This window comes from Micromonospora sp. BQ11 (assembly GCF_052068135.1).
Lineage (GTDB): Bacteria > Actinomycetota > Actinomycetes > Mycobacteriales > Micromonosporaceae > Micromonospora.
Genome location: NZ_JBQHDB010000003.1, coordinates 433,130 through 455,283, shown reverse-complemented (window position 1 = coordinate 455,283; position 22,154 = coordinate 433,130). Strand labels below are relative to the sequence as shown.

Annotated in this window: 21 protein-coding genes and 1 pseudogene; 5 read left to right on the top strand and 17 right to left on the bottom strand. The window is 70.9% G+C overall.

The features are described from left to right. The first annotated feature begins 58 nt into the window (after positions 1–58). Positions 59–883, top strand: a complete 825-nt coding sequence (locus ACTMSW_RS09165; RefSeq protein ID WP_441180090.1) for a helix-turn-helix domain-containing protein — start codon at positions 59–61, stop codon at positions 881–883. 59 nt (positions 884–942) lie between these two features. Next, positions 943–1,398: a pyridoxamine 5'-phosphate oxidase family protein gene (locus ACTMSW_RS09160; RefSeq protein ID WP_441180089.1), complete on the top strand. Its 456-nt coding sequence runs from the start codon at positions 943–945 to the stop codon at positions 1,396–1,398. Between the two features lie 133 nt (positions 1,399–1,531). Here the strand turns inward: ACTMSW_RS09160 and ACTMSW_RS09155 are convergent, their stop codons facing one another. The 3 genes from ACTMSW_RS09155 to ACTMSW_RS09145 are packed head-to-tail and all read right to left on the bottom strand — an operon-like array spanning position 1,532 to position 3,545. Next, on the bottom strand, positions 1,532–2,776 hold the full coding sequence (locus ACTMSW_RS09155; protein ID WP_441180088.1) for an RNA polymerase sigma factor: 1,245 nt from the start codon (positions 2,774–2,776) through the stop codon (positions 1,532–1,534). Continuing rightward, on the bottom strand, positions 2,773–3,159 hold the full coding sequence (locus ACTMSW_RS09150; RefSeq protein WP_441180087.1) for a YciI family protein: 387 nt from the start codon (positions 3,157–3,159) through the stop codon (positions 2,773–2,775). The genes ACTMSW_RS09155 and ACTMSW_RS09150 overlap by 4 nt, the downstream gene beginning before the upstream one ends. A gap of 5 nt (positions 3,160–3,164) precedes the next feature. Continuing rightward, positions 3,165–3,545, bottom strand: coding sequence for a YciI family protein (locus ACTMSW_RS09145; protein WP_441180086.1), 381 nt, complete (start codon positions 3,543–3,545; stop codon positions 3,165–3,167). A gap of 238 nt (positions 3,546–3,783) precedes the next feature. Here ACTMSW_RS09145 and ACTMSW_RS09140 point away from each other — a divergent pair. Continuing rightward, positions 3,784–4,091 (top strand): annotated as a pseudogene (locus ACTMSW_RS09140) (YdeI/OmpD-associated family protein); the annotation flags it as partial. 11 nt (positions 4,092–4,102) lie between these two features. On the opposite strand, the gene ACTMSW_RS09135 reads toward ACTMSW_RS09140, so the two are convergent. From ACTMSW_RS09135 to ACTMSW_RS09100, 8 genes are all read right to left on the bottom strand, one after another. Then, positions 4,103–4,486: a low temperature requirement protein A gene (locus ACTMSW_RS09135; protein ID WP_441180085.1), complete on the bottom strand. Its 384-nt coding sequence runs from the start codon at positions 4,484–4,486 to the stop codon at positions 4,103–4,105. 130 nt (positions 4,487–4,616) lie between these two features. After that, positions 4,617–5,243 (bottom strand): LuxR C-terminal-related transcriptional regulator, encoded by a 627-nt coding sequence (locus tag ACTMSW_RS09130; protein WP_441180084.1) that lies wholly within the window; start codon positions 5,241–5,243, stop codon positions 4,617–4,619. A gap of 61 nt (positions 5,244–5,304) precedes the next feature. Continuing rightward, positions 5,305–7,074: a fatty acyl-AMP ligase gene (locus tag ACTMSW_RS09125; RefSeq protein ID WP_441180083.1), complete on the bottom strand. Its 1,770-nt coding sequence runs from the start codon at positions 7,072–7,074 to the stop codon at positions 5,305–5,307. A 1,063-nt stretch (positions 7,075–8,137) separates the two neighbouring features. Next, a complete protein-coding gene (locus ACTMSW_RS09120; protein ID WP_441180082.1) occupies positions 8,138–9,316 on the bottom strand; it encodes an ISAzo13 family transposase in 1,179 nt (392 codons plus the stop codon). 88 nt (positions 9,317–9,404) lie between these two features. Beyond that, a complete protein-coding gene (locus tag ACTMSW_RS09115) occupies positions 9,405–10,061 on the bottom strand; it encodes a class I SAM-dependent methyltransferase (protein ID WP_441180081.1) in 657 nt (218 codons plus the stop codon). Between the two features lie 72 nt (positions 10,062–10,133). Continuing rightward, positions 10,134–11,594: an MFS transporter gene (locus ACTMSW_RS09110; RefSeq protein WP_441180080.1), complete on the bottom strand. Its 1,461-nt coding sequence runs from the start codon at positions 11,592–11,594 to the stop codon at positions 10,134–10,136. Between the two features lie 54 nt (positions 11,595–11,648). Next, positions 11,649–12,509 carry an ABC transporter permease gene (locus ACTMSW_RS09105; protein WP_441180079.1) on the bottom strand — a complete coding sequence of 287 codons (861 nt, stop codon included), beginning with the start codon at positions 12,507–12,509 and terminating at the stop codon, positions 11,649–11,651. Beyond that, positions 12,506–13,426, bottom strand: a complete 921-nt coding sequence (locus ACTMSW_RS09100; RefSeq protein WP_441180078.1) for an ABC transporter ATP-binding protein — start codon at positions 13,424–13,426, stop codon at positions 12,506–12,508. The genes ACTMSW_RS09105 and ACTMSW_RS09100 overlap by 4 nt, the downstream gene beginning before the upstream one ends. Positions 13,427–13,558: 132 nt before the next feature. Between ACTMSW_RS09100 and ACTMSW_RS09095 the strand changes: the two genes are divergently transcribed. Together ACTMSW_RS09095 and ACTMSW_RS09090 are read left to right on the top strand one after the other, a co-directional pair. Then, the gene (locus ACTMSW_RS09095; protein ID WP_441180077.1) at positions 13,559–14,701 is read left to right on the top strand and encodes a sensor histidine kinase; all 1,143 of its coding nucleotides are present in this window, start codon (positions 13,559–13,561) and stop codon (positions 14,699–14,701) included. Next, a complete protein-coding gene (locus tag ACTMSW_RS09090; protein ID WP_441180076.1) occupies positions 14,698–15,372 on the top strand; it encodes a response regulator transcription factor in 675 nt (224 codons plus the stop codon). The genes ACTMSW_RS09095 and ACTMSW_RS09090 overlap by 4 nt, the downstream gene beginning before the upstream one ends. Positions 15,373–15,426: 54 nt before the next feature. Here the strand turns inward: ACTMSW_RS09090 and ACTMSW_RS09085 are convergent, their stop codons facing one another. From ACTMSW_RS09085 to ACTMSW_RS09060, 6 genes are all read right to left on the bottom strand, one after another. After that, on the bottom strand, positions 15,427–16,392 hold the full coding sequence (locus tag ACTMSW_RS09085) for an SMP-30/gluconolactonase/LRE family protein (protein WP_441180075.1): 966 nt from the start codon (positions 16,390–16,392) through the stop codon (positions 15,427–15,429). A gap of 132 nt (positions 16,393–16,524) precedes the next feature. Next, positions 16,525–17,814: a phosphoesterase PA-phosphatase gene (locus tag ACTMSW_RS09080; RefSeq protein WP_441180074.1), complete on the bottom strand. Its 1,290-nt coding sequence runs from the start codon at positions 17,812–17,814 to the stop codon at positions 16,525–16,527. 218 nt (positions 17,815–18,032) lie between these two features. Beyond that, positions 18,033–19,265, bottom strand: coding sequence for a beta-ketoacyl-[acyl-carrier-protein] synthase family protein (locus ACTMSW_RS09075; protein ID WP_441180073.1), 1,233 nt, complete (start codon positions 19,263–19,265; stop codon positions 18,033–18,035). Beyond that, positions 19,265–19,498: an acyl carrier protein gene (locus ACTMSW_RS09070; protein WP_441180072.1), complete on the bottom strand. Its 234-nt coding sequence runs from the start codon at positions 19,496–19,498 to the stop codon at positions 19,265–19,267. The genes ACTMSW_RS09075 and ACTMSW_RS09070 overlap by 1 nt, the downstream gene beginning before the upstream one ends. 17 nt (positions 19,499–19,515) lie before the next feature. Next, positions 19,516–20,514, bottom strand: coding sequence for a beta-ketoacyl-ACP synthase III (locus tag ACTMSW_RS09065; protein WP_441180071.1), 999 nt, complete (start codon positions 20,512–20,514; stop codon positions 19,516–19,518). Between the two features lie 97 nt (positions 20,515–20,611). Continuing rightward, positions 20,612–22,060, bottom strand: coding sequence for an MFS transporter (locus ACTMSW_RS09060; RefSeq protein WP_441180070.1), 1,449 nt, complete (start codon positions 22,058–22,060; stop codon positions 20,612–20,614). Positions 22,061–22,154: the final 94 nt, after the last annotated feature.

The following is a 22,154-nucleotide window of genomic DNA, read 5'->3' as shown; positions in this document are numbered from 1 at the left end:
GGCCGGCACTCCCGGGACGACCTGGCAGAACGGGTACGTTCTGGTTTAGCGTCCTCAGATGGCACCCGTAGCGGAGGTGGTGGCCCGACGTGGCGACGGCCGCCTCGGACACATCCGCCTCGTCGGCCGGATCGAAGGTGGCACCGGTGTCCCGAGCCGCGCGCTGAGGAGCTACCCGTCGTACGCGCTCACCTACGTCACCGCTGGCAACGGCCGGTACCGGGACGCGGCGCACGACGTACCCGTGACACCGGGTACGTTGATCCTCGTCTTCCCCAGGATGCCCCACTGGTACGGCACAGCCGGTGGTGCCACCTGGGACGAGACCTTCCTGGTCTTCGGCGGTCCGTTGTTCGAGCTGGCCCACCGCACGGGTGTCGTCGACCCGGGGCGGCCGCTGCACACCGCCCTGCCCGTGACCCGGTGGAAGGCGCGCCTGGAGGATTTCGGACGCCGCCCCCGTGCCGGTTCGCGCGCCGCCGCGGACCGGGAGGCGCTGGAGCTGATGGCGCTCATCGCCGAAGCGACCGGCACCGCCGACGGACGAGCGGATCGTGGCGCGGTGGACTGGTTCGCCCGGTCGGTGGACATCCTGGAGGGCGACCTGGAGACGCAGGTGGCGATGCCGGAGATCGCCCGAGCGGTCGGGATGCCCTACGAGACCTGGCGTCGAGCGTTCCGGACGCGTGCCGGGAGCAGTCCTCAGCAGTACCGGAACCAGCACCGGTTGAAGACCGCGGTGGAACTGCTGGAGCACACCCGCATGAGTACCCGCGAGATCGCCGCCGCCCTGGGGTTCACCGACGAGCGGCACCTCATCCGCCGATTCCGAGCCCGGCATCGCATGACTCCCCGACAGTTCCGAGACAACCGCCACCGGTAGCGCCTGAAGCGACGCCGTGTGGTCCTGCCGCTCGCTCGCGACGGTGGGATCATGTGCGTATGGCGGCATGGCAGGACGTCGAACGGGCGGAGCCGGAGTTCGCGCAGCGCGTACGCGCGCTGTTCGACGCTCACCGGCACAAGACCATCGCCACCCTGCGAGCCGACGGGTCGCCCCGGATCTCGGGGATCGAGGCGGTGTTCGAGGACGGTGAGCTCGTCTTCGGCTCGATGCCGAACGCGCGCAAGGGCGCGGATCTCCGTCGGGATCCTCGGTTCGCCCTGCACAGCGCTACGGTCGACCCGGTCGAGGGCTCCGAGGCACGGTGGCCGGGTGAGGCGAAGATCTCGGGCCGGGCGACAGCCGCCGGACCCGTCACGGACGGACCAGCCGGCGACCGCTTCCACGCCGACATCGCCGAGGTCGTGCACACCCACCTCAACCCGGAGGCCACGATGCTCGTCATCGAGTGGTGGACACCCACCCACGGGCTACGAAGGATCGAGCGCGGGTGACGTGGGCCGATCCGTCGCAGTCCGCTGTCGCCGACGTCGCGACCGGTCCGCCACGCCTCGACGATTCGGCCGCCTCATGGGACGCACCGACATGCCGTGAACGGCGCGGGAACAGGCCGGCTGCACGTGTCGGTCAGCCGGCGAGCTGGTCGCGGCGGCGGGCGAGGTAGGCCCGCTCCGCGGGGTTGCCGGTGAGACCGATGGCGCGGTCGTACGCCGCCCGCGACTCGCCGCCGCGTCCGAGGCGCCGCAGCAGGTCGGCGCGTGCGGCGTGGAAGGCGTGGTAGCCGTCGAGGACCTCGGCGAGCCGGTCGATCTCGGCGAGCCCGACACCGGGGCCGTCGACTTCGGCGACCGCGACGGCCCGGTTGAGCCACACGATCGGCGAAGGGTCGAGCTGCACCAGGCGGCCGTACAGGGCCACGATGGTGGACCAGTCGGTGTCCCGGGCGGAAGGGGCATTGGTGTGGACCACGTTGATCGCGGCCTGCAGCTGGTAGCGCCCCGGTGGGTCACCGCCGGTCGCCACTGCCTCGATCCGCTCGCGGACCAGGGCGTTGCCTTCGGCGACGAGGGTGCGGTCCCATGCGCCGCGGTCCTGCTCGTCGAGGGTCACCAGCTCCCCGGTGCGGGACACCCGCGCCGGCCGCCGGGCGTCGGTGAGGAGCATCAGGGCAAGCAGGCCGGCCACCTCGCCGTCGTCCGGGAGGAGGGTTCGGAGCAGGCGGCCGAGGCGGATCGCCTCGTCGGTGAGGTCGACGCGCAACGGGTCGTCCCCCTCGCCGGCGAGATAGCCCTCGTTGAAGACGAGGTAGACGACCGCGAGCACGCCGGCGAGCCGCTCGCGGATGTCGTCGGCCGAGGGCACCCGGTAGGGGATGTGCGCCGCCTTGATCTTCGCCTTGGCGCGGGTGATCCGTCGGGCCATCGTGGTCTCCTGCACCAGGAAGGCGCGGGCGATCTCACCGACGGTGAGGCCGCCGAGCAGGCGCAGGGTGAGCGCCACCCGGACCTCCACCGCCAGCGCCGGGTGGCAGCAGGTGAAGACCAGTCTGAGCCGGTCATCCTCGACCGGGCCGGTCGGCTCGGGAGGAGTGTCGTCGTACACGATCCGGGCCTCCTCGTGCTTGGCGTGGCGCTGCGACTCGCGACGGAGCTGATCGATCGCCTTACGGGTCGCGGTCGTGGCGAGCCAACCGCCGGGATTGGGCGGTACGCCCTCGCGGGGCCACCGCTCGGCAGCCGCGACGAACGCCTCGGCCGTCGCGTCCTCGGCGACGTCCAGGTCGCCGAAACGGCGCGCGAGGCGGGCGACCACCCGCGCCCACTCCTCGTGGTGGGTACGGATGATCGCCTGCTCGACGGTGGGACCGGTCACGGCTCCAGCAGCGCCCGGACGGAATCTCCGGTGCGGAAGGGCCGCACCTCGACCCTGCCGCGGCAGGCTCGCGACCCCTCGGCGGCGAGCGCCAGCGCCACGTCGAGGTCGGCCGCCTCGATGACCCAGAAGCCGCCGAGGTGCTCCTTCGTCTCCAGGTACGGCCCGTCGGTGAAGGTCGGCCTCTCGCCCTGCCCGTCGACGGTGGTGGCAGTCGTCGCGGGCTCCAGGCCGTCGGCGAAGACGAGGTGACCGTCCCTCCGGAGCTTCTCGTTGAAGGCGCCGGTGTCGGCGAACGCCTGCGCCATGGCCTCCCGCGAGGGGTAGGTGCCGAACTCGGTGCGCTCGGCCGGTCCGTGGACGGACAGCAGGTACCGGGGCATCGCGCTCACCTCTCCCCGGAGCCGCCACGCCGGGCCTCGCCGGGACCCCGGAACCGGTGCACCTCCTGCGGCCAGTCGAGCGCGGTCGCGAGCCGGCCGGCCCAGTATCGCGCCGCCTCGTCGTCGGGCACGTCCACGGCGGCGAAGCCGCCGAGGTGCTCCTTGGTCTCGACGTACGGGCCGTCGGTGAAGACGGGCTTGCCGTCGACCGACTCGACACTGCACACCACGGTGGACCGGTCAAGCCCGCCGTTGCTGAAGATCAGGACACCCTCCGCCTGCATCTCCGCGATCACGGCCCGGGCGGCCGTGCCCTTCTCGCGGATCTCCTCCGCCGTGTGGTGGGGCACCCACTCGTCGTTGAAGGTGATCAGGTACTCGGTCATGTCGTCTCCTCTCAGTCCCCGTACGAGGGCCTTCCCGGCTCCTCGTGTCCGGCGGCCCGGTCGGCCGCCGCACACCAGTTCCACGAACGGCTACGCCTCGATACGACACCATCCCGGAAACTCCTTTTCAAGGCAGGCGAGTCGGGCCGGCCCAGAGGCAGATGCTGCGGCAACGGCGCAGCGATGGCCTGCCGTCATGACGAGCGCCGAACTGGATGAGTTGATCGTCACGGACGCCGACGCGGAGGCCCGTGAACGCGATGAGCAGACCTCCTGGATCCGGGTCACCCCTCGCAGGCCCCGCAGTTCCGGGTCGCAGCGCAACGTCGCCCAGGTGGCCCGCCTGGAGGCGCAGGGGCGGATACCGCCGCCGGGGCGCGCCGCGGTGGAGCCGCGAAGGCGGACGGGCGGTGGGCGGCCGTCTACGCCCCGCCGTCGGAGGCCGAGGTGCCGGCCGACCTCCTCGCCGCCACCGCCGCCGATCCCGCCGTCCAGGCCGTGTTCGACGTCCGCACCAAGACCAACCGGTTCGCCCTCATCCACCGATAGGCCACCCTTCATGTGGCGACTCCGGTCAGCCGGGGTGGGGACGCCATTTCTGGCGGGCGGCCCCGGGCGCGGGCCGCGTCGGAGATGGCGATCCCGGTCAGAACGACGGCAGGGATGGCGGCGACCATGAGCGGCGGCAGCGGGACCATCGCCGGGGCCGACGGCGATGCAGGCAACGGGGTGTGCCCGAGTGGGTGGGCGACGAGTTCGTCGCCGACAGCGGCGACGACCACACCGGCCACCATCACCAGGTGGGCGTACGAGGCTGTTCGGGCGAGACGCGCGGAATCGGCGGACGCCGGGATCGCTCCTGCCAGGACTTCTCCTGCGCGATAGAAGTAGATGCGCAGCATCTCCAGCGCGCCGACGGTGTCCCGGAGCTGGGCTCGCAACGCTGGCGGTCATGCCAGCGGCCGGCCGGTCGACGTCGCCCCGCTGGCGCCCAGCGGTTGCGCCTCGGCGTACCCGCGCCCGGGTCATGCCGCGGTACCCGACCACGGTATGCGGTGATCGACTCCGCCCTCAGTCGCGGTAGGCGTCGCGGAGCATCTGCGCGACGAAGTGGGCGCGGCTCGGCGAGTTTGCCTTGTGCAGGACGGCTGAGACGCGTCGCTTCGCGCTGTGCAGGGAGATGCCCAGCTTCTGGGCGATCTGCCTGTTGCTCAGACCCTCCAGCAGCAGGTCGATGACCTTACGCTCCCCGGGGCTGAAGTAGGGCTGGGCCGGCGGTGGCGACACGTCGGTCGACTGGACGCGTTCGAACAGGTAGTTCGCCACCGGCTGCGGTATCGGCAGTTCCCCGCGCATCAGGGCCTGCAGCGTGCGGTGCAGTGCCGGCTCCGTGACGTCGTGCAGCATCAGGTAGCCGTCGGCGTGGGTCCTGGCGGCCATGGCCAGGTCCCTGGGCTCTGCGCTGCCGACCAGTTCCAGCACCCGGCTCGTCGGAAAGAGCTTCCGGACTGCGCCGACGGCATCCTCCGGCGATGCGCCGCTGACGATGACGATGTCCGGGTTCGATTCCTCGCCACGCGCTTGTCGTGCGAGGAGCAGGTCGCCATCGCTGCGATGGCATTCGAAACTGCTGACCGTCCCGATTCGTGCCAGCATGGCAGCCAGTCCGTTGCGCAGCACTTCGCGTGGCTCCAGCACAGCGACATCCATCATCCCCCAGGCCTTCCGTAGATTTCGTCGTGTGGGGCGATCGACCGAATCACCCGCCGTAGGACGGTGATCCCCCACTGGAGATGCTCGGTGCCCGAGCGTCCCGGTCCACCGTGGTCAAGGTCTTGTGGTGGTACCGGTCCCTGCAGGCTCGACGTTGCAGTTTTCCGCTCGATGTCTTCGGCAGGGTGCCGCGCCGGACGAACACCACGTCGTGGACGCTGACGTCGTGGCGCTCCGCGACCGCGCGTCGGATCCTCATCCGCTGGTCGCCGAGGTCCGCCGACGCGTCCTGCAGTTCCGCGGCTATCACCACGTGTTCTCGAGTGCCCACCTCGACAGGGAAGGCGACGACGTGTCCGCGCCGCACCACGGGAACCGCCTCCTCGACGGTCAGCTCGATGTCGATCGGATGATGGTTGCGGCCGTCGACGATGATCAGATCCTTGCGCCGCCCCGCGATGAACAGCGAACCGCCGTAGAAGAAGCCGAGATCACCGGTGCGCAGCCAACCGCGCTCCCCGTCGAGCACCGCGTCGAAAACCTCCGCGGTGAGCTCGTCCTGGTCCCAGTAGCCGGCGCAGACGTTGTCGCCGCGGACCCAGATCTCCCCGACGTCCTCCGGTCCCGCCGGCAGCCCGGTCGCGGGGTCGACGATTCGCACCTCTTGATGCAGGGCGGGCCCGCAGCCGACCATGGCGAGCCCTCGGGTGTCGCCGTCGCCGATCCGTCGGACCCGGCCGGCGTTCAGCTCCGCCCGATCGAACGAGCAGATCAACGGCTCCTGGCCCGGCCGAACCCCGGTCACCATGAGCGTCGCCTCGGCCAGGCCGTAGGCGGGAGCGTGGGCGGAAGGCCGGAAGCCGCTCGGCGCGAAGGTCTCGGTGAAGCGGGCCAGCGTCCGGGCGCGCACCGGCTCGGCGCCGTTGCCGAGGTACGTGATGGTGGACAGGTCGAGCCCGGCGCGTTCCTCGGCCGTCACCCGGTCTACGCAGAAGTCGAAGCCGAAGTTCGGGGCCAGCACATGCGTCCCCCGGTGCTCGGCGAGCAGCCGCAGCCAGCGGTACGGCTGCTGCACGAAGGCCAGGGGAGTCAGATGCACGACCGGAGTCCCGGAGGTCAGCGGCAGGAGCACGGCGAAGACCAGGCCCATGTCGTGAAAGAGCGGCAGCCAGCTCACGATCGTGGAGCTTCCCTCGACCAGCAGGCCGGTGGCCAGTTGGTCGACCGCCGTCGCCATGTTGCGGTGGGTCACCCGGACGCCGGCGGGACGCCTCGTCGAGCCGGAAGTGTACTGGAGGTACGCGGTCGACCCCGGCTCGGCGGGTGCCGGTTCCCACGGCGCCGTCGGGTCGGGGTCGACGTCGGCGGGACAGACGATCCGTACCGGTGTCCGCAGGGGGAGACCAGCCACCGCGTCCCGGGCCGTCGATGAGGTGATGGCCACCTCGCAGCCGCAGTCGTCCATCGCCAGCGCTATCCGGTCGCTGCGGCGATAGGCGTCGGGCGCGAACAGCGGCACCGCGATCACACCGGAGTAGAGGCAGGCGACGAACCCGACGATGTAGTCGACACCCGTCGGGCAGAGAATCGCGGCCCGCCCGCCGGGACGGGTCTCCTGGCGCAGTCGCCGGCCGAGGGCGCGAACCCTGGCGTCCAGTTCTCCGTAGGTCAGATCCCGGGCGCGTCCGTGCGGATCGGTGGAGTAGCTGACGAACGTCATCGCCGTCCGCCCGGGGTCCGCTTCGGCGCGCTGCCGGATGACCGAGGGCAACCCGCCGGTCTGTCCGATCCTGCCGAGGTCCGAGATGGTACTCATGGTGTCGTCTCCACCGTCTCCAGGAGTTCAGCCGGGGCACCCGGGTCCGGCCGGCCCGGCCGACGTCGTCCCCCTGGCCACGGCGCGTGCCGGGGGGTCCGCGTACGGTGCGGGCTCGGCACGTCGGTGCGGGGCCGCCACATCCGCGTGGGTCTATCGCTGCCGAGCCGGCAACCGCGCCACAGCGGGCGCATCAGCGGGCCGAGGACATGGGCCTGGATGCGTGCTCGTGCCCTGCGGAGACCGCGACGTGGTTCCCGCTTCGGGCCGGACGGATCTCCGGTCGGATGACTCGTGGCATGACGTCCTCTCGCGTTCTCTGGGAATGATCAGTGCGGCGGACGGAATGGTGGGTTGTGCGGGCGTGGGATTCCCGCTCCGCGGAAGGGTGTCGGTGCGGCACGACGTCGATCGGAGAATGCCCGAAAGTGGTCGGTTCCTGCGGGCGGGACCGTTTCCGACTCGATTGATCGAGAGGTGCCTTTGGCGCTTTCCGACGCGGGCCTTATCACACGAACGGTCTGCCGAAATGAATTCGGGGGCATCCGATCATCGCGGCGAATGACGGCTCCTCGGGCGTTCACCCCGATACGGCGTCTTGAGTCCGGCGATGTCGTCCGGAGCCGGTCCGCCTGCGCTTCTGCCGGCACTCCGACACCCTGCGGAGCAAACGGTATGAGCTGCTCAAACGCAGGAGCAAGGACCCCATTGCCGCTCGAAGCGTCGTTCCCCGGCATTCCTACCCCCGTACGAGTCGCCGCACCCTGAAGATCGACAAGAAATGACCCGACGTGTACGGACTCGCGCGACGACGTGCGCACCTCCGACCGGGGCATTGTGTTCTCGACGTCGAATGCGGAAAGCGCGCCAAGCGCGCTTGGAAGCGTTGTTCGGCGTGGTCTTGGGCAATGGAAAATCTATCACCGCCTCGACGGGACTTCAAGAGTTGGTAACAGCATCTACCGCGGTCGCAACTAATCGATGCAGCTCATTGCGCTCGTAGAAATTACTGCCTGATTGACGGCCGAGCGCGGATGCTCGGCCGTGCGGGGCTCCGTGGCCGTCATCGCGCGGGCGGGATGTCGTAGTTCCAGTCACCGCGGAACGCGTGCCGGGCGATCCGGTGGTGCGGCACGTCCCGTATCCGCCGGTCGGTGATCCGTCCGGCCGGGTGGCCGGCGTCGTGCAGGACCTCGTCGGTCCGGGGTCCGGTCGGGGGGGTCGCGGCGATGGCCCGCACCACCACCTCGTGCCCTTCCGGTGGTCTGCCCCGCCCGTTCATCATGATCTTGAAAAACAGCCGGTGCTCGACATTGGTCCACCGCAAGGTGCCCGGGGGTAGGTGGGTCAGGGTGAGCGCCAGGCCGGTCTCGTCGGTGAAGCGGACCAGTTCCGCCTTCCATGCCGGCGATGCGGACCGGTCCGGGACGCCGGTGTCGGCGGCGATCATCAGCCGCTGCGCGCCGGGGTGCGCATCCTCGCCGAGGATACGCCACCAGCGGCGAATCGACTCCACCGCGAGCGCCGCGGTGCCCGGGTCGGAGCGCACGTCCACCCAGCCGGTGGTCCCGCCGATGTCGGACCGGAGCGCGTCGTCGGAAACGCCGGACATGTCCCGGCCCGGCACGTCGGTCGGCTCCCGATGCCGGCCGGGTGGGCGCCCCTTCCGCGCGCTCACCGAGATGACGGGATGCCCGATGGCGAGGAACTGGGCCGCCATGTCACCGGCGTACGCGAACTGCGCGTCACGGTCCTGACGCGGCCGGCCATTGATCGCCGCGGCGCCGACCTGCAGGGCGTATCCGCATTCCTTGAGGAGTCGGGCCACCGTGTTCGGCCCCACCGGGAAGCCCTGTGCGGTCAGCGTCTGCGCCAGCTTCACCGTCGACTTGGTCGTCCAGCGCAACGGCGACTCCGCGGCGCCGGGGGCGACCGGATCCATCAACGCCTCCAGTGCCGCGACCACCCCGGGCAGAGCGCGGGTGACCGGTGGTCGCCCGGCGCCCTTGGCCCGCACCCGGCCGTTCGGCACGGGGCCGGACGACACCTGCTGCACGCCGCGGGAGACCACCTCCGGATCGGCGCCCACCGCCTCCGCCACCCGCTTGATTCCGCCCCGGCCCAGCCTGCGCGCCGTGGCGCCCAGCAGGAGCCGGCGCTGCCGCTCGTCCAGTACGTCGTATATCGCGGAATAGACAATGGCGAATTCGTTCAGGAACGGCTCACGCGAACTCGTCTTCATTCTCGGGCCTCGATCGTGAATCCTGAGATCAGACAGGTGACGGCGGTCGGTGAAGGGCGTTTACCTCAGCTTCATCGTGTCGACAGATTCAGGAATCGGGGGCCGGCGTGCGGGACGGTGCCTGGTTGACGGCGACGACACAGGTCACCGGAGGGCGGAGGGCGAGGCATTCGGTCCGTGCCAGGGTGAAGCCCGCGGCGCGGAGCAGCTCCCCCTTCTCCCGGCCGACGAGCGTGGGGTCCCTCGTGGCTCCGGGGTGGCGCGGCTGGGAGGCGATGGCCATACGTCCGCCGGGCGTGAGCCGGCGCCGAAGGTCTTCGAGCCGCTCGACCGGCGTCGTCCAGAAACCTATGGAGTTGACGGCGAGGATCACGTCGAAGGGGCCGTCGACGGCCGGCGGCAGCTTCTCGGCCGGGGCCTGGAGCAGCGTCACGCGTCCGGCCCGGATCGCGGCGGCGTTGCGCCGGGTCGCCTGCCGCAGCATCACCTCGGAGTGGTCGATGCCGTACACGTGCCCTGAGGGACCGATCCGGCGGGCCAGTTCGGCGACGGCCAGGCCGGGGCCGAAGCCGATCTCCAGCACCCGATCGGTGGGTCGCACATCAAGCAGCGAGACGACCCAGCGGTTGCGCAGGCGGTTGGAGCGGCGATGCGCCATCTGCCAACCGGCGAGCGCACCGAGCAGGCCCCGGGGCCGGCCGAACTGGCCGATCACGGCGTGGATGACGGTCCTTTCCACCGTCATGGTCTGCCTGCTGCCCGCACCGGGGTCATCGGGAGTTCTCTGTGGCGCGGAGGCCGTGTCGCCGGACATCGCTCACACCTCCAGCGCGCGGTCGGCCCGCAGGTCGTCGGTGGTGTGGGGTTTGCCGGGTGGGGTGAGGAGGGCGGCGGTGAGGGCGGCGGTGATGGCGATGATGGTGAAGGTGGTGAAGGCGTTGGTGAGGCCTTGGGTGGTGGGGTTGGTGGTGAGGCTGGTGGCGGCGATGGTGGAGGCGATGGCGACGCAGAGGGCGGCGCCGAGTTGGTTGAAGGTGTTGATGATGCCGGAGACGAGGCCGGCTTCGCGTAGGTCGATGCGGCCGAGTGCGGTGGTGGTGGCGCAGACGAACAGGGGGCCGCCGCCGAGGGCGAACAGGGTGGTGCCGGGTAGGGCTTGGGTGTAGATGTTGCCGGTGGTGGATACGTCGGTGAGTAGGGCGTTGCCGGCGGCGACCAGGAGTAGGGCGGTGGTGGCGATGGGGCGGGTGCCGGTGCGTCCGATGAGGCGGCCGGCGAGGATGGCGCCGGTCATGAGGGCGAGGGCGGGGGGCAGGAAGAACAGGCCGGTGCGTAGGGGGTTGAGTTCGCGTAGGTGTTGCAGGTATTGGGAGGTGAGGAAGAGGTCGGCGATGAGGATGCCGGCGGCGGTGAGCATGAGGAAGGCGCCTGCGGCGACGGGGCGGCGGGTGAGCAGGTTGAGTCGCATCAGGGGGGTGGTGGTGGTGCGTTCGATGGCGATGAAGGCGGTGTAGAGCAGGATCGCGGTGGTGATGGGTGCCCAGGTGGTGGGGTGGGTCCAGCCTTTGTCGCCGGCGTTGATGAGGCCGTAGATGAGGGCGGCGGAGGCGGTGGTGACGGTGAGGGCGCCCCAGATGTCGAGTCGGTCGGGGTGGGGGTTGCGGCGTAGCGGGACCAGGGCGCGGACGGCCAGGAGCAGGGCGATGCCGACGGGGATGTTGATGAAGAAGACCCAGCGCCAGCCGGGGCCTGCGGTGAGTAGGCCGCCGATCAGGACGCCGGCGGTGAAGCCGAGTCCGCCGAGGGAGGCCCAGATGCTGAGGGCCTTGTTGCGTTCGTTGCCGTGGAAGAGGCTGGTGACGGCGGCCAGGGCTGCCGGTGACAGCAGGGCGGCTCCGGCGCCCTGGCCGATGCGTCCGGCCAGGAGCATGGCTTCGTTCTGGGCTGCGCCGCTGGTCAGGGAGGCGAGGGTGAAGATGAGCAGGCCGGTCATGATGATGGGTCGGGTGCCGATCATGTCGGCGAGTCGGCCGCCGAGCAGGAGCAGGCCGCCGAAGACCAGGCCGTAGATGCTGACGGCCCAGGTGAACGACAGTCGGCTCAGGCCGAGGTCGGCGCCCATGTCGGGTAGCGCGACGTTGATGACGGTCACGTCGAGAATGAGCATGAACTGCGCCAACGCGACCACCGCCAGCGCTTTCCAACGCCGCGGATCCAGACCCGGACCCGGTTCAGCCGGGGCGTCCACACCCCGAACCGGCTGCTGAGCACCTCGCATCACACACTCCTAACTCATCGCTCATGGTGAATGAATAACTGCATTGCAGTGATATCAGTTGGTCACGTCGCGCCGGGCCTTGAGCGCGAGGCTCGCTGCGGTGAAAGCGACCAGATAGGCACCGAGCAGCGCCGCCGCGGCGGTACCGCCGATGGTGGTCAGCACACCCGGGGTCCCGTTCGGGTCGCTCTGCGGCAGGGCACCGATGGCACCGGCCAGGGAGCCGGCCGCCGTCCCCGGTAGCACGTCGGTCACCGCCTCGACCGGCCCCAGCATCTCGGCCACGCCGCGAAGCAGGTGTTCCACCACCAGCACCCAAAGCAGTCCGAGCCCGGTGGCCAGCGCGGGCCCGCGGGTCAGGGTGCCGAGCAGGACCCCGCCCGCGGTCCAGGTGCCGCCGATGAGCAGCGCGCCGCCCAGACCGCGCGCCACCTCGGCAGGGCTCGGCCAGATCACCGGTTCGGACTCCGCCGTGGCGATGAGGTAGCTGGCCAGCAGATCGACGGCGAACGTGACGACCAGGAAGCCGGTGACGATGACGGCGAGAGCGGCCAGCGTGCCGGCGACGGCGACGGAGCGCCGCTGGCCGGTCATGAACACCGTCTTCCATGTGCCCCACGGGTAGCCGCTGCCGACCGCGAGCGCGCCGAGGAGCAGCACCAGCCCGCCGCCGAACATCGGCAGTTGCGACAGCATCGTGGCGGGGACGCTGTCCGGCATCATCTGTACGAGGACGGCGCGCGCGCTCTCCGGATCGGAGGCGTCGGCGGCGAACCCGTCGCTGTTGTCGCGGTAGCTCAGATAGAGGAAGAGATATCCGAAGCTCAGGTTGAGCGCGAGCCAGATGCCGCCCAGCAGCCAGGTGATGGGCCAGTGGAGCAGCCGGACGAGCTCCGCGCGCAGACTATGGATCATGGCGTCGTCTCCGTACCGTCGTCCAGCCCCACACCGGTCAGCGCGAGGAAGGCCTCTTCCAGCGTCCGCTCGCCCGGACGTACCTCGTGCACCGTGACCCCGGCCGACATGAGCGCCCGGATGAGCTCCGGAGACCGGGCGGCGTCGGCCTGCAGCCGCACCATGCCGTCCACGGTCGACACCTTGTCCGCGCCGACCATGCGGCAGGCCACGGACCGGGCCGTGTCCAGCGGCTCTCCGCGCACCACCAGCGTGCTCTCGCCGCGCAGGTCGTCCACCGTCGTCTCGGTGAGCATCCGGCCCGCCGCGATCACACCGATCCGGTCGCAGATCTGCTGCGCCTCGCCCAGCAGGTGGCTGGAGAGCAGCACCGTCTGGCCCTGCTCGGCCAGGGCCCGGATCAGGTTGCGCATGTCGGCCATGCCGGCGGGATCGAGCCCGTTCGTCGGCTCGTCCAGGATCAGCAGCTCGGGCCGGCCCAGGAGGGCACCGGCCACGCCGAGCCGCTGCTTCATGCCCAGGGAGTACTTCCGGAACCGGTCCGACGCCCGGGCGGTCAGGTCCACCAGCTCCAGCGCGGCCTCGACCGCCACGTCGTCGAGTCCGGCATACCGGGCCAGGACGCGCAGGTTGTCGCGCCCCGACAGGTACGGGTAGAAGCCCGGTCCCTCCACCAGCGCGCCGATGCGGGCCAGCGCGTCGGGCGCTCCGGGCGGCCGGCCCAGTACGGTGATCTCGCCACCGGTCGGCCGCACCAGGCCGAGCAGCATGCGCAGCGTGGTCGTCTTGCCGGCACCGTTGGGACCGAGGAAGCCGTACACTTCGCCACGCCGCACGGTGAGGGCCACCCGGTCGACCGCCACGCGGTCGCCGTACCGCTTCGTCAGTCCGTTGGTGACGATTACGTGTCCGGTCATGCCGGTCATGCTCGCGGCTGCTCGCCTCGCGGTCGTCCCCCGGGAAGCGGCAGTTCCGCGTACGCAGATCCGCGTACGTCCGCTACGTGCGGTGACGACGACAGGACTGGACCGGAACGTTATCGTCGGAGCATGGGCACAGGACGGATCAGGCCGTTTGACCTGGGGCTCACGGTGCTGCTGGCGTCCGGAGCCCTGGTCGGCACCACGGGTGCCGCCGCCAACCACGACCAGGCCGCGCCCACCACGTCCTACGTGCTGGTGCTCGCCGCCTGCCTGCCCGTCGCGATCTCGAGCTGGCAGCCGATCTGGGTGGCGGCGCTGACCGGCGCCGCGACGGTCGCCTACATCGCGCTCGACTATCCTTACGGGCCCATCATCCTGGCGCTGGTCGTGGCGGTCTACCGGCTCGCCGCCGGTACACCGTTCCGGCGGGCCTTCACCGGCGCGGCGATCCTGACGTGCGCCTGCCTGGGCGCCGTCGCGACGCGCGCCGCCACCGGGTCACCCCAGGACTGGGCGGACTTCGTCGCGGCGGCCGCCTGCGTCGCCGTGCCGGCGGCCATCGGGGTGGCGATGCGGGTACGTCAGGACGCCTCGGCGGACCTGCGCGGCGAGCAGTCCCGCCGAGTCGTCTACGAGGAACGGCTGCGCCTGGCACAGGAGTTGCACGACGAGGTCGGGCACGGCTTGGCGGTGATCGCCATGCAGGCCGGCGTTGCGCTGCGGGTGCTCGACCGCGACCCGGAGCGGGTCCGGCAGGCGCTCGAGGCGATCCGGACGGCGAGCAAGGACGCCTTGGATGGGGTACGTGCCGAACTGACGGCGCTGCGTGAGCCCCAGCCTCCCGGCGCGTCGCTGCGGCCGGGCACCGGACTGGCCGACGTGCCCGCGCTCGTGGCTCGACTCCGCTCCAGCGGGCTACCGGTCGTCGTCGAGATCGAGGACACGGTCACCGGCCTGCCGGTCGAGGTCGACCGGTCGGCGTACCGGATCATCCAGGAGTCCCTGACGAACGTGCTCCGGCACGGCGGCCCCGGAGCGACGGCGCGGGTGCGCCTCACGGTGTCGGACGGCATGCTGAGCCTGGAGGTCACCGACACGGGTAGCGGCGCACCGCCCGGGGCCGGTGGACATGGCATCGACGGCATGCGGGCCCGCGCGGAGGCCCTGGGTGGCTCCCTGACAGCGGGGTCACGGGCGGAGGGCGGTTTTGCCGTGCGCGCCCGGCTCCCCGTACCGAACCTGGTCGCCCTGCCCGGGGAGCGCAGATGATCCGGGTCGCGGTCGTGGACGACCAGCCGCTGGTCCGGATGGGTCTGCGCACGCTCCTGGAGTCCGAGGCCGGCCTCGACCTGGTGGCCGAGGCCGGCGACGGCCGCGAGGGGGTCGAGGCCGTCCGGCGCACGCTGCCGGACGTGGTGCTCATGGACATCCGGATGCCGGTGCTGGACGGGCTGGCTGCGCTGCGCGAGATTACCTCCGACCCGGCGCTGGCCCGGGTCCGTGTGGTCATGCTGACCACGTTCGAGCTCGACGATTACGTCTTCGCGGCGCTGCGGGCGGGCGCGAGCGGATTCGTGTTGAAGGACGCCGACCCTGACGAGCTGGTCCGCGCGGTGCGGGTGGTCGCGGACGGGGAATCCCTTCTGTCGCCGTCGATCACCCGGCGCGTGATCGAACGGTTCGCCATGGCCCCCTCCGGACCGGCGGCACCGGGCTGGTCAGCACCGCATCCGGAGCTGGACCGCCTGACCAGTCGGGAGCGGGAGATCGTCGCGTGGGTCGCCACCGGCCGGTCCAACGACGAGATCGCGGCCGAACTGGTGGTAAGTGCGGCAACCGTGCGGACACACGTCAGCCGCGCGATGGTGAAACTCGGTGCGCGGGACCGGGCTCAGCTCGTCGTCCTCGTGGTCCAGGCGGGTCTCGCCACGCCGTCGTGACCGGTTCGAAGCGGGAGCCGACCACGATCTGTCACGAACGTCCGAGGCGTGACACTAGCGGCGCACGAGCACGACCTCGTACTGGTCGGCGGTCGGGGGGACGCCGGTGTCGAACTTGGCGTTGACGACCGCGAGATGCCTGCCGTAGGGGATGGCGGTGGCCGGCACCTGGAATGCCTCGTGGGTGATCACGCGTTCGACGGTCCCGGAGGTCAGGTTGTGGTTGAGCCTGATCCGGGACACCTGGTTGACGAAGTTCTGCACCGCCCAGAGGCGCCTGCCCTCCAGCACGATGCCGTCCACCCTGGGCACGTCGAGACCCTCGATCAGACGGCTGACGCCGGTCGCCGGGTCCACCGTGTACAGCCTGCCCAGAGCCGTGTGCGAGACGATCAGAGTCTTCCCGTCGGGGGTGGCGACGATCCCGTTCAGGTTGAACTCGCCGCTGGTGTCGGCCGCCGGGCCGGTGACGGGAATCGTCCGAGCCCGGCCGAGGGCTCCGTTGCGGCCGATCGGTACGAAGTACAGCCGCGCCTGCCGCGAGTCGGTGAAGTAGGCGCCCCGTCTCGTGATGGTGACGTCGTTGACCAGTGTCGACGCCGGGTCGCCGAGCCGGTAGCTGGCGACGGTGGCCCCGGTTCGGGTGTCGTACACGTGCGCGGCGCCGTAGCCGCCGGCCACGAAGAGGCGCCCGCGCCGCGCGTCGACGAACATGCCGAGTGCGTACCGGCCGTCCGGGACGTCGATGAAACGCTCGGCGGTGCCCCGCCTGAGGTCCCCCCGGTAGATGTCCCCGCGGAAGACGTCGCCGGCGTAGAACGTGGCTCCGGGGCCCTTGGCGATGCCCTCGGCCGACGTCGCGCCGGGCAGAACGATGACATCGGTGCAGGGGCCGGCATCGGCGCGGGCGGCGGACGCCGCCGGCACGCCCGGCCCGACCAGCATCATGGTGATGACGATCGGCAGCAGTGACATCCCGCGCGACCACGTTGCCGGTACGCGCACGAACGACCGTCGCATCGTTGTCCTCCTTGTTCGGTGGTCTGGTGCAGCAGGTTCGAATCCCTCGTCGAGCGGCATCGCCGTCGGTCGGCCGCGACTCCTGGTAGGACAGCAGGTGCCGTCCTACCAGGAGTCGTGCAACGGCAGAGGTCAGCCGAAGAGCTGGCGCGACTTGCAGATGATGTTGTGCGTGACCCGGCTGCCGACCCTGGCCGCGACCACGTCGGCGGTCCGGGTGTGGATTCCGGACCAGACCCGGGCGTCGATCATGTCCCGGTTCATCTGGGCCCAGTTGTCGTACGTGAGGGTGACTCCGGGCATGTTCGGGTTGGCGACGGTGAACGGCGCCTCGGGCCCGGCACCCGTGTATATCGTCAGCGCCCGGACGACCGCACCCATCAGGCCGGCGTGGCCGCTGAGATAGTCCGGGTGCGGCGGCGTCGCGTGCAGCGGGGTCCAGGACGGATCCGGTGACGTGGTGGGGTCGCCGTCGCTGTCGGCCTCACGGATCGCCGTGATCGGCCGCCAGGACACGTAGTGGTACTTGGCATCCCAGACGGCGATCATCGCGTCCATGAAGGCGAGCCGGACCACCGCCATGAGCTCGGCCTGCCGCCTCAGGGAGCCGCTCAGTTCCTGCAGCGCGGACCGGACGGCCGGATGGAAGAAGCTCGGCGGAGCCGTGTACATGAACGTGGCGATCTTCGTCTGCTCCGCCGTCCGTACGGTGCTGTCGATGGCACCGTAGTCACGAACCTCCTGCCAGTCCGCGCGATACCGGTCCGACCCGGGCGCCGGCGGCGGGCCCGGACGGAACTGGTCAGGACTGCTCATGGAGAACGGACGCGCGTCGGCGAGACCCGGCCACTGCGCCGTCGCCAACGCCGGTGGCGTCGGCCGCCAGACACCGGGGGCGGGCGACGGCGGCGTGAAGGGACGGCTGACCGACACGTTGTCGAGCCCGTCGCCCTGGCGGTTCGCCAGCACGGCCTGGGTCTCGGCCCGGCCGGCGGCGACTCCCTGCGACTCCGCCGGGCCGTCCGGGATCCGGCTCAGCGTCGTGGCCAGTGCCTGGTCGATCTCGGCCCGACGGGTCGGGACGAAGGTGATCAGGGACTCGTGGACGGCAGCCGCGAAGGCGGCCTTCCGGTAGTGACGTGCCGGGCCCGCCGACGGGCGCTCGTTCACCGCGCGGGCGGCGGCGAGCCACGTGATCGCCCAGGCCCGGAAGTTCTCGATGCCCACCGGCGCAGCCGGCGGTGCCAGCATGGTGTTGGCGACGTCCCACCATTCGACTGCGACGTCGACATCATCGGTGGATCTGGCTGCCGCCGGTGCGGCGGCGACGCCCCAGGTGGAGACGGCGACCGCGACGGCGGTCGCCGCGACCGACAGCCTCCGTACCGCGGTGGGGCGATGGGACTCGAACGGATACCGCATACCTACTCCCTCGGTTTGTAACACGACGTGTGGGGACCTGCGCTCCGGCCCGGACCGCCCGGAGGTGCTCTCGCGGGACGGGCCCCGACCGGGCCGGCGTCGTGCCGCGGCGTGCTCCGTGCCCCGCCGGCGCCGTCCCGGACGGGTGCCGTGCCGCAACCGCGGTCGCACGGAGGTGTGCACAGAACCATGTGCGTGCTCCTCATGGTGGTCAACGGTCAGCCCGACGGGACGGCGCTCACCACCAGCACCGCGTTCTGGCCGCCGAACCCGAACGAGCTACTGATCGCCGCAGTGATCGGTAGGGTCCGCGGGCTGCCGGCCACCACGTCGATGTCGATCTCGGGATCCTGCCGCTCCAGGTTGGCCGTCGGGGGGACGACACCGTGCTGGACGGCGAGGACCGTGCAGGCGGCCTCGATCGCGCCGGCCGCACCGAGGGAATGACCGGTCACCCCCTTGACCGACGTGACCGCGGGCCGCCCGCCGAACAGGTGACGCAGCGCCCTCGCCTCGGTGACGTCGTTCAGTGGCGTGGAGGTGCCGTGGGCATTGACGTGGTCGATCTCGTCGGGACCCAGACCGGCGTCGGCCAGGGCCATGTCGATCGATTGCCGGACCCCGGTGCCCGACGGGTCGGGCTGGGTGGCGTGGTGCGCGTCGGCTGAGGCCCCGAATCCGCTGATACAGGCCCGCACCGGCGCCTGCCGGGCGCGGGCGTCGGCCACCCGCTCGAGGACCAGGATCGCGGCGCCCTCGGCCTGCACGAAGCCGTCACGGTCGGCGTCGAACGGCCGTGACGCCCGAGCCGGCTCGTCCCGACGCCGGGACAGCGCACCCATTTTGGCGAACGTGTTGACGATCAGCGGCGTGAGGCTGGCCTCCGCGCCGCCGGCCAGCACCACGTCGCACTTGCCGCCGCGCAGCAGCTCCCGGGCGATGCCGATGGCGGTGGCACCGGACGCGCAGGCGGTCGCCGTCACCAGGTTGGGACCGGTCGCGGCGAGATCCATGGCGGTGTAGCCGGCGACCATACTCGTCATCGTCATCGGGATCAGCATCGGCGAGACGCCCTCGGCGCCTTCCTCACGAAACACGTCGTGCTGAGCCTCGACGGTGCCCGTGCCGCCGAGCGCGTTGCCGATCACGACGCCCACCCGGGCACCGTCCCAGGTCGACGGATCCAGGCCGGCGTCGGCGACCGCCTCGCGCGCGGCCGCCAGCGCCAGGTGGGTGTACCGTTCCGTCCGCCAGGCGAGCTTCCCGCCGAGCACCGCGCGCGCGTCGAATCCGGGAACCCGGCAGGAGAAGTCGACCGGTAGCCCGGCCAGCACCGGGTCCGTTGCGGCGGCCGGCTCGCCGCTGAGAATCGTGGACCAACTCGCGGCCGTGCCGACGCCGGCCGGGGTCACCATGCCGATGCCGGTCACGGCGACGTCGAAGCGCGACATCAGGCAGCCTTGCGCACGATCAGGTCCGCGACGTCGGCGACGGTGTCGTCCGGCGAGATCTCATCCTCGCCGATTTTGACCCCGAACTCCTTCTCCGCTATCAGGCCGAACTCGACGAGCGCGAGCGAGTCCAGGTCCAGGTCGCTGAGCGTCGTCTGGGCGCTGAACTCGTCGGGCGCCACACCGAACCGGGTGATCAGCAGCTTGCCTATACGCTCGGTGATGTCGTTCATGTGCGCGGCTCCTTTCGCTACACGGGTGTGATGTCAGGCCACACGAGCGTCGTCGCCCCCCAGGTGAGGCCGCCGCCGAACGCCGCGAGTACCACCCGGTGCCCGGCGCGCAGCTGCCCGCTGCGAGCCGCGTCCGCCAGCGCGAGGGGGATGGAGGCCGCTGCGGTGTTCCCGACCGATGCGATGTTGCTGACCACCCGGTCGGCGGCGAGGCCGAGCTCGGTGCCGAGAGCGGCCAGGATGCGGGCGTTGGCCTGGTGGCAGACCAACCGGTCCACGTCCTCGGTGCGCCAGCCGGCCCGGCTCGTCGCCGTACCCGCCGCCTGCGCCATCCGTACCACCGCGTGTTTGAACACGGCGGTGCCCCGCATCTGGAAGTAGTGATCCTCGGCCGGTGTGGTGGCTCCGGTCGAGCGCTGCCGGGAGCCGCCGGCGGGTATCCAGATCAGCTCGGCGAGTTCCCCGTCGCTGCCGAGGTCGAAGGCGCCCAGGGCGCCGGGCTCGTCCGCCTCTCCGCGGCGCAGCACCACGGCGCCGGCACCGTCGCCGAAGATGGCCGTGGTCGTCCGATCGGCTGGATTGAGGATCGTGGAGTAGGTGTCCGCCCCGATCACCAGCAGCCGCTCGGCCACACCCGTCGCGATGAGCCCGGCACCGCTGGCGGCGGCGTAGAGGAATCCCGTGCACACGGCGTTGACGTCCATCGCCGGTACGCCGGTGAGGCCGAGCCGGCTGGCCACTGCCGGCGCCGTCCCCGGGCATCGGTGGTCGGGGGTCGTGGTGGCCAGCACCACCGCGTCGACCCGGGTGAGACCGGCTGACTTCATCGCCCGTATGCCCGCCTCCACGGCGAGGTCGGCGGTCGACCCGCCGGCGTTGATCACCCGCCGCTGGTGGATGCCGGTCCGGGTCTCGATCCACTCCACCGACGTGCCCAACCGCGCGGCCAGCTCGGTGTTCGTCACCACTCTGGGCGGCAGGTACGAGCCGATGCCACACACGACGGCGCTGGTCATCGGCGTGCCCGGGGCGTCATCTTCAGCAGGCCCGACCGTCGCGTGGGGACGGGCGACGACCGGCCCGTAGCCGCCGAGACGCCGACAGCGGCCGGGCTCACGGTGCGACCGCCTCATCGTCGGTGGTGTGGGGTTTGCCGGGTGGGGTGAGGAGGGCGGCGGTGAGGGCGGCGGTGATGGCGATGATGGTGAAGGTGGTGAAGGCGTTGGTGAGGCCTTGGGTGGTGGGGTTGGTGGTGAGGCTGGTGGCGGCGATGGTGGAGGCGATGGCGACGCAGAGGGCGGCGCCGAGTTGGTTGAAGGTGTTGATGATGCCGGAGACGAGGCCGGCTTCGCGTAGGTCGATGCGGCCGAGTGCGGTGGTGGTGGCGCAGACGAACAGGGGGCCGCCGCCGAGGGCGAACAGGGTGGTGCCGGGTAGGGCTTGGGTGTAGATGTTGCCGGTGGTGGATACGTCGGTGAGTAGGGCGTTGCCGGCGGCGACCAGGAGTAGGGCGGTGGTGGCGATGGGGCGGGTGCCGGTGCGTCCGATGAGGCGGCCGGCGAGGATGGCGCCGGTCATGAGGGCGAGGGCGGGGGGCAGGAAGAACAGGCCGGTGCGTAGGGGGTTGAGTTCGCGTAGGTGTTGCAGGTATTGGGAGGTGAGGAAGAGGTCGGCGATGAGGATGCCGGCGGCGGTGAGCATGAGGAAGGCGCCTGCGGCGACGGGGCGGCGGGTGAGCAGGTTGAGTCGCATCAGGGGGGTGGTGGTGGTGCGTTCGATGGCGATGAAGGCGGTGTAGAGCAGGATCGCGGTGGTGATGGGTGCCCAGGTGGTGGGGTGGGTCCAGCCTTTGTCGCCGGCGTTGATGAGGCCGTAGATGAGGGCGGCGGAGGCGGTGGTGACGGTGAGGGCGCCCCAGATGTCGAGTCGGTCGGGGTGGGGGTTGCGGCGTAGCGGGACCAGGGCGCGGACGGCCAGGAGCAGGGCGATGCCGACGGGGATGTTGATGAAGAAGACCCAGCGCCAGCCGGGGCCTGCGGTGAGTAGGCCGCCGATCAGGACGCCGGCGGTGAAGCCGAGTCCGCCGAGGGAGGCCCAGATGCTGAGGGCCTTGTTGCGTTCGTTGCCGTGGAAGAGGCTGGTGACGGCGGCCAGGGCTGCCGGTGACAGCAGGGCGGCTCCGGCGCCCTGGCCGATGCGTCCGGCCAGGAGCATGGCTTCGTTCTGGGCTGCGCCGCTGGTCAGGGAGGCGAGGGTGAAGATGAGCAGGCCGGTCATGATGATGGGTCGGGTGCCGATCATGTCGGCGAGTCGGCCGCCGAGCAGGAGCAGGCCGCCGAAGACCAGGCCGTAGATGCTGACGGCCCAGGTGAACGACAGTCGGCTCAGGCCGAGGTCGGCGCCCATGTCGGGTAGCGCGACGTTGATGACGGTCACGTCGAGAATGAGCATGAACTGCGCCAACGCGACCACCGCCAGCGCTTTCCAACGCCGCGGATCCAGACCCGGACCCGGTTCAGCCGGGGCGTCCACACCCCGAACCGGCTGCTGAGCACCTCGCATCACACACTCCTCATTTGTGCCTCGGGTGACCGATACCGCTACCCGTCGGCGTCCCCGTGGACATCGCGGATACAGGGAAGCCGCTCGCCTGTAG

What these genes read in the sequence shown, in the direction of transcription:
- ACTMSW_RS09165 (WP_441180090.1), top strand. Translation starts at nt 59, where the DNA reads ATGGCACCCGTAGCGGAGGTGGTGGCCCGACGTGGCGACGGCCGCCTC.
- ACTMSW_RS09160 (WP_441180089.1), top strand. Translation starts at nt 943, where the DNA reads ATGGCGGCATGGCAGGACGTCGAACGGGCGGAGCCGGAGTTCGCGCAG.
- ACTMSW_RS09150 (WP_441180087.1), bottom strand. Translation starts at nt 3,159, where the DNA reads ATGCCCCGGTACCTGCTGTCCGTCCACGGACCGGCCGAGCGCACCGAG.
- ACTMSW_RS09145 (WP_441180086.1), bottom strand. Translation starts at nt 3,545, where the DNA reads ATGACCGAGTACCTGATCACCTTCAACGACGAGTGGGTGCCCCACCAC.
- ACTMSW_RS09125 (WP_441180083.1), bottom strand. Translation starts at nt 7,074, where the DNA reads ATGAGTACCATCTCGGACCTCGGCAGGATCGGACAGACCGGCGGGTTG.
- ACTMSW_RS09120 (WP_441180082.1), bottom strand. Translation starts at nt 9,316, where the DNA reads ATGAAGACGAGTTCGCGTGAGCCGTTCCTGAACGAATTCGCCATTGTC.
- ACTMSW_RS09115 (WP_441180081.1), bottom strand. Translation starts at nt 10,061, where the DNA reads ATGACGGTGGAAAGGACCGTCATCCACGCCGTGATCGGCCAGTTCGGC.
- ACTMSW_RS09110 (WP_441180080.1), bottom strand. Translation starts at nt 11,594, where the DNA reads ATGCGAGGTGCTCAGCAGCCGGTTCGGGGTGTGGACGCCCCGGCTGAA.
- ACTMSW_RS09105 (WP_441180079.1), bottom strand. Translation starts at nt 12,509, where the DNA reads ATGATCCATAGTCTGCGCGCGGAGCTCGTCCGGCTGCTCCACTGGCCC.
- ACTMSW_RS09100 (WP_441180078.1), bottom strand. Translation starts at nt 13,426, where the DNA reads ATGACCGGACACGTAATCGTCACCAACGGACTGACGAAGCGGTACGGC.
- ACTMSW_RS09095 (WP_441180077.1), top strand. Translation starts at nt 13,559, where the DNA reads ATGGGCACAGGACGGATCAGGCCGTTTGACCTGGGGCTCACGGTGCTG.
- ACTMSW_RS09090 (WP_441180076.1), top strand. Translation starts at nt 14,698, where the DNA reads ATGATCCGGGTCGCGGTCGTGGACGACCAGCCGCTGGTCCGGATGGGT.
- ACTMSW_RS09085 (WP_441180075.1), bottom strand. Translation starts at nt 16,392, where the DNA reads ATGCGACGGTCGTTCGTGCGCGTACCGGCAACGTGGTCGCGCGGGATG.
- ACTMSW_RS09080 (WP_441180074.1), bottom strand. Translation starts at nt 17,814, where the DNA reads ATGCGGTATCCGTTCGAGTCCCATCGCCCCACCGCGGTACGGAGGCTG.
- ACTMSW_RS09075 (WP_441180073.1), bottom strand. Translation starts at nt 19,265, where the DNA reads ATGTCGCGCTTCGACGTCGCCGTGACCGGCATCGGCATGGTGACCCCG.
- ACTMSW_RS09070 (WP_441180072.1), bottom strand. Translation starts at nt 19,498, where the DNA reads ATGAACGACATCACCGAGCGTATAGGCAAGCTGCTGATCACCCGGTTC.
- ACTMSW_RS09065 (WP_441180071.1), bottom strand. Translation starts at nt 20,514, where the DNA reads ATGACCAGCGCCGTCGTGTGTGGCATCGGCTCGTACCTGCCGCCCAGA.
- ACTMSW_RS09060 (WP_441180070.1), bottom strand. Translation starts at nt 22,060, where the DNA reads ATGCGAGGTGCTCAGCAGCCGGTTCGGGGTGTGGACGCCCCGGCTGAA.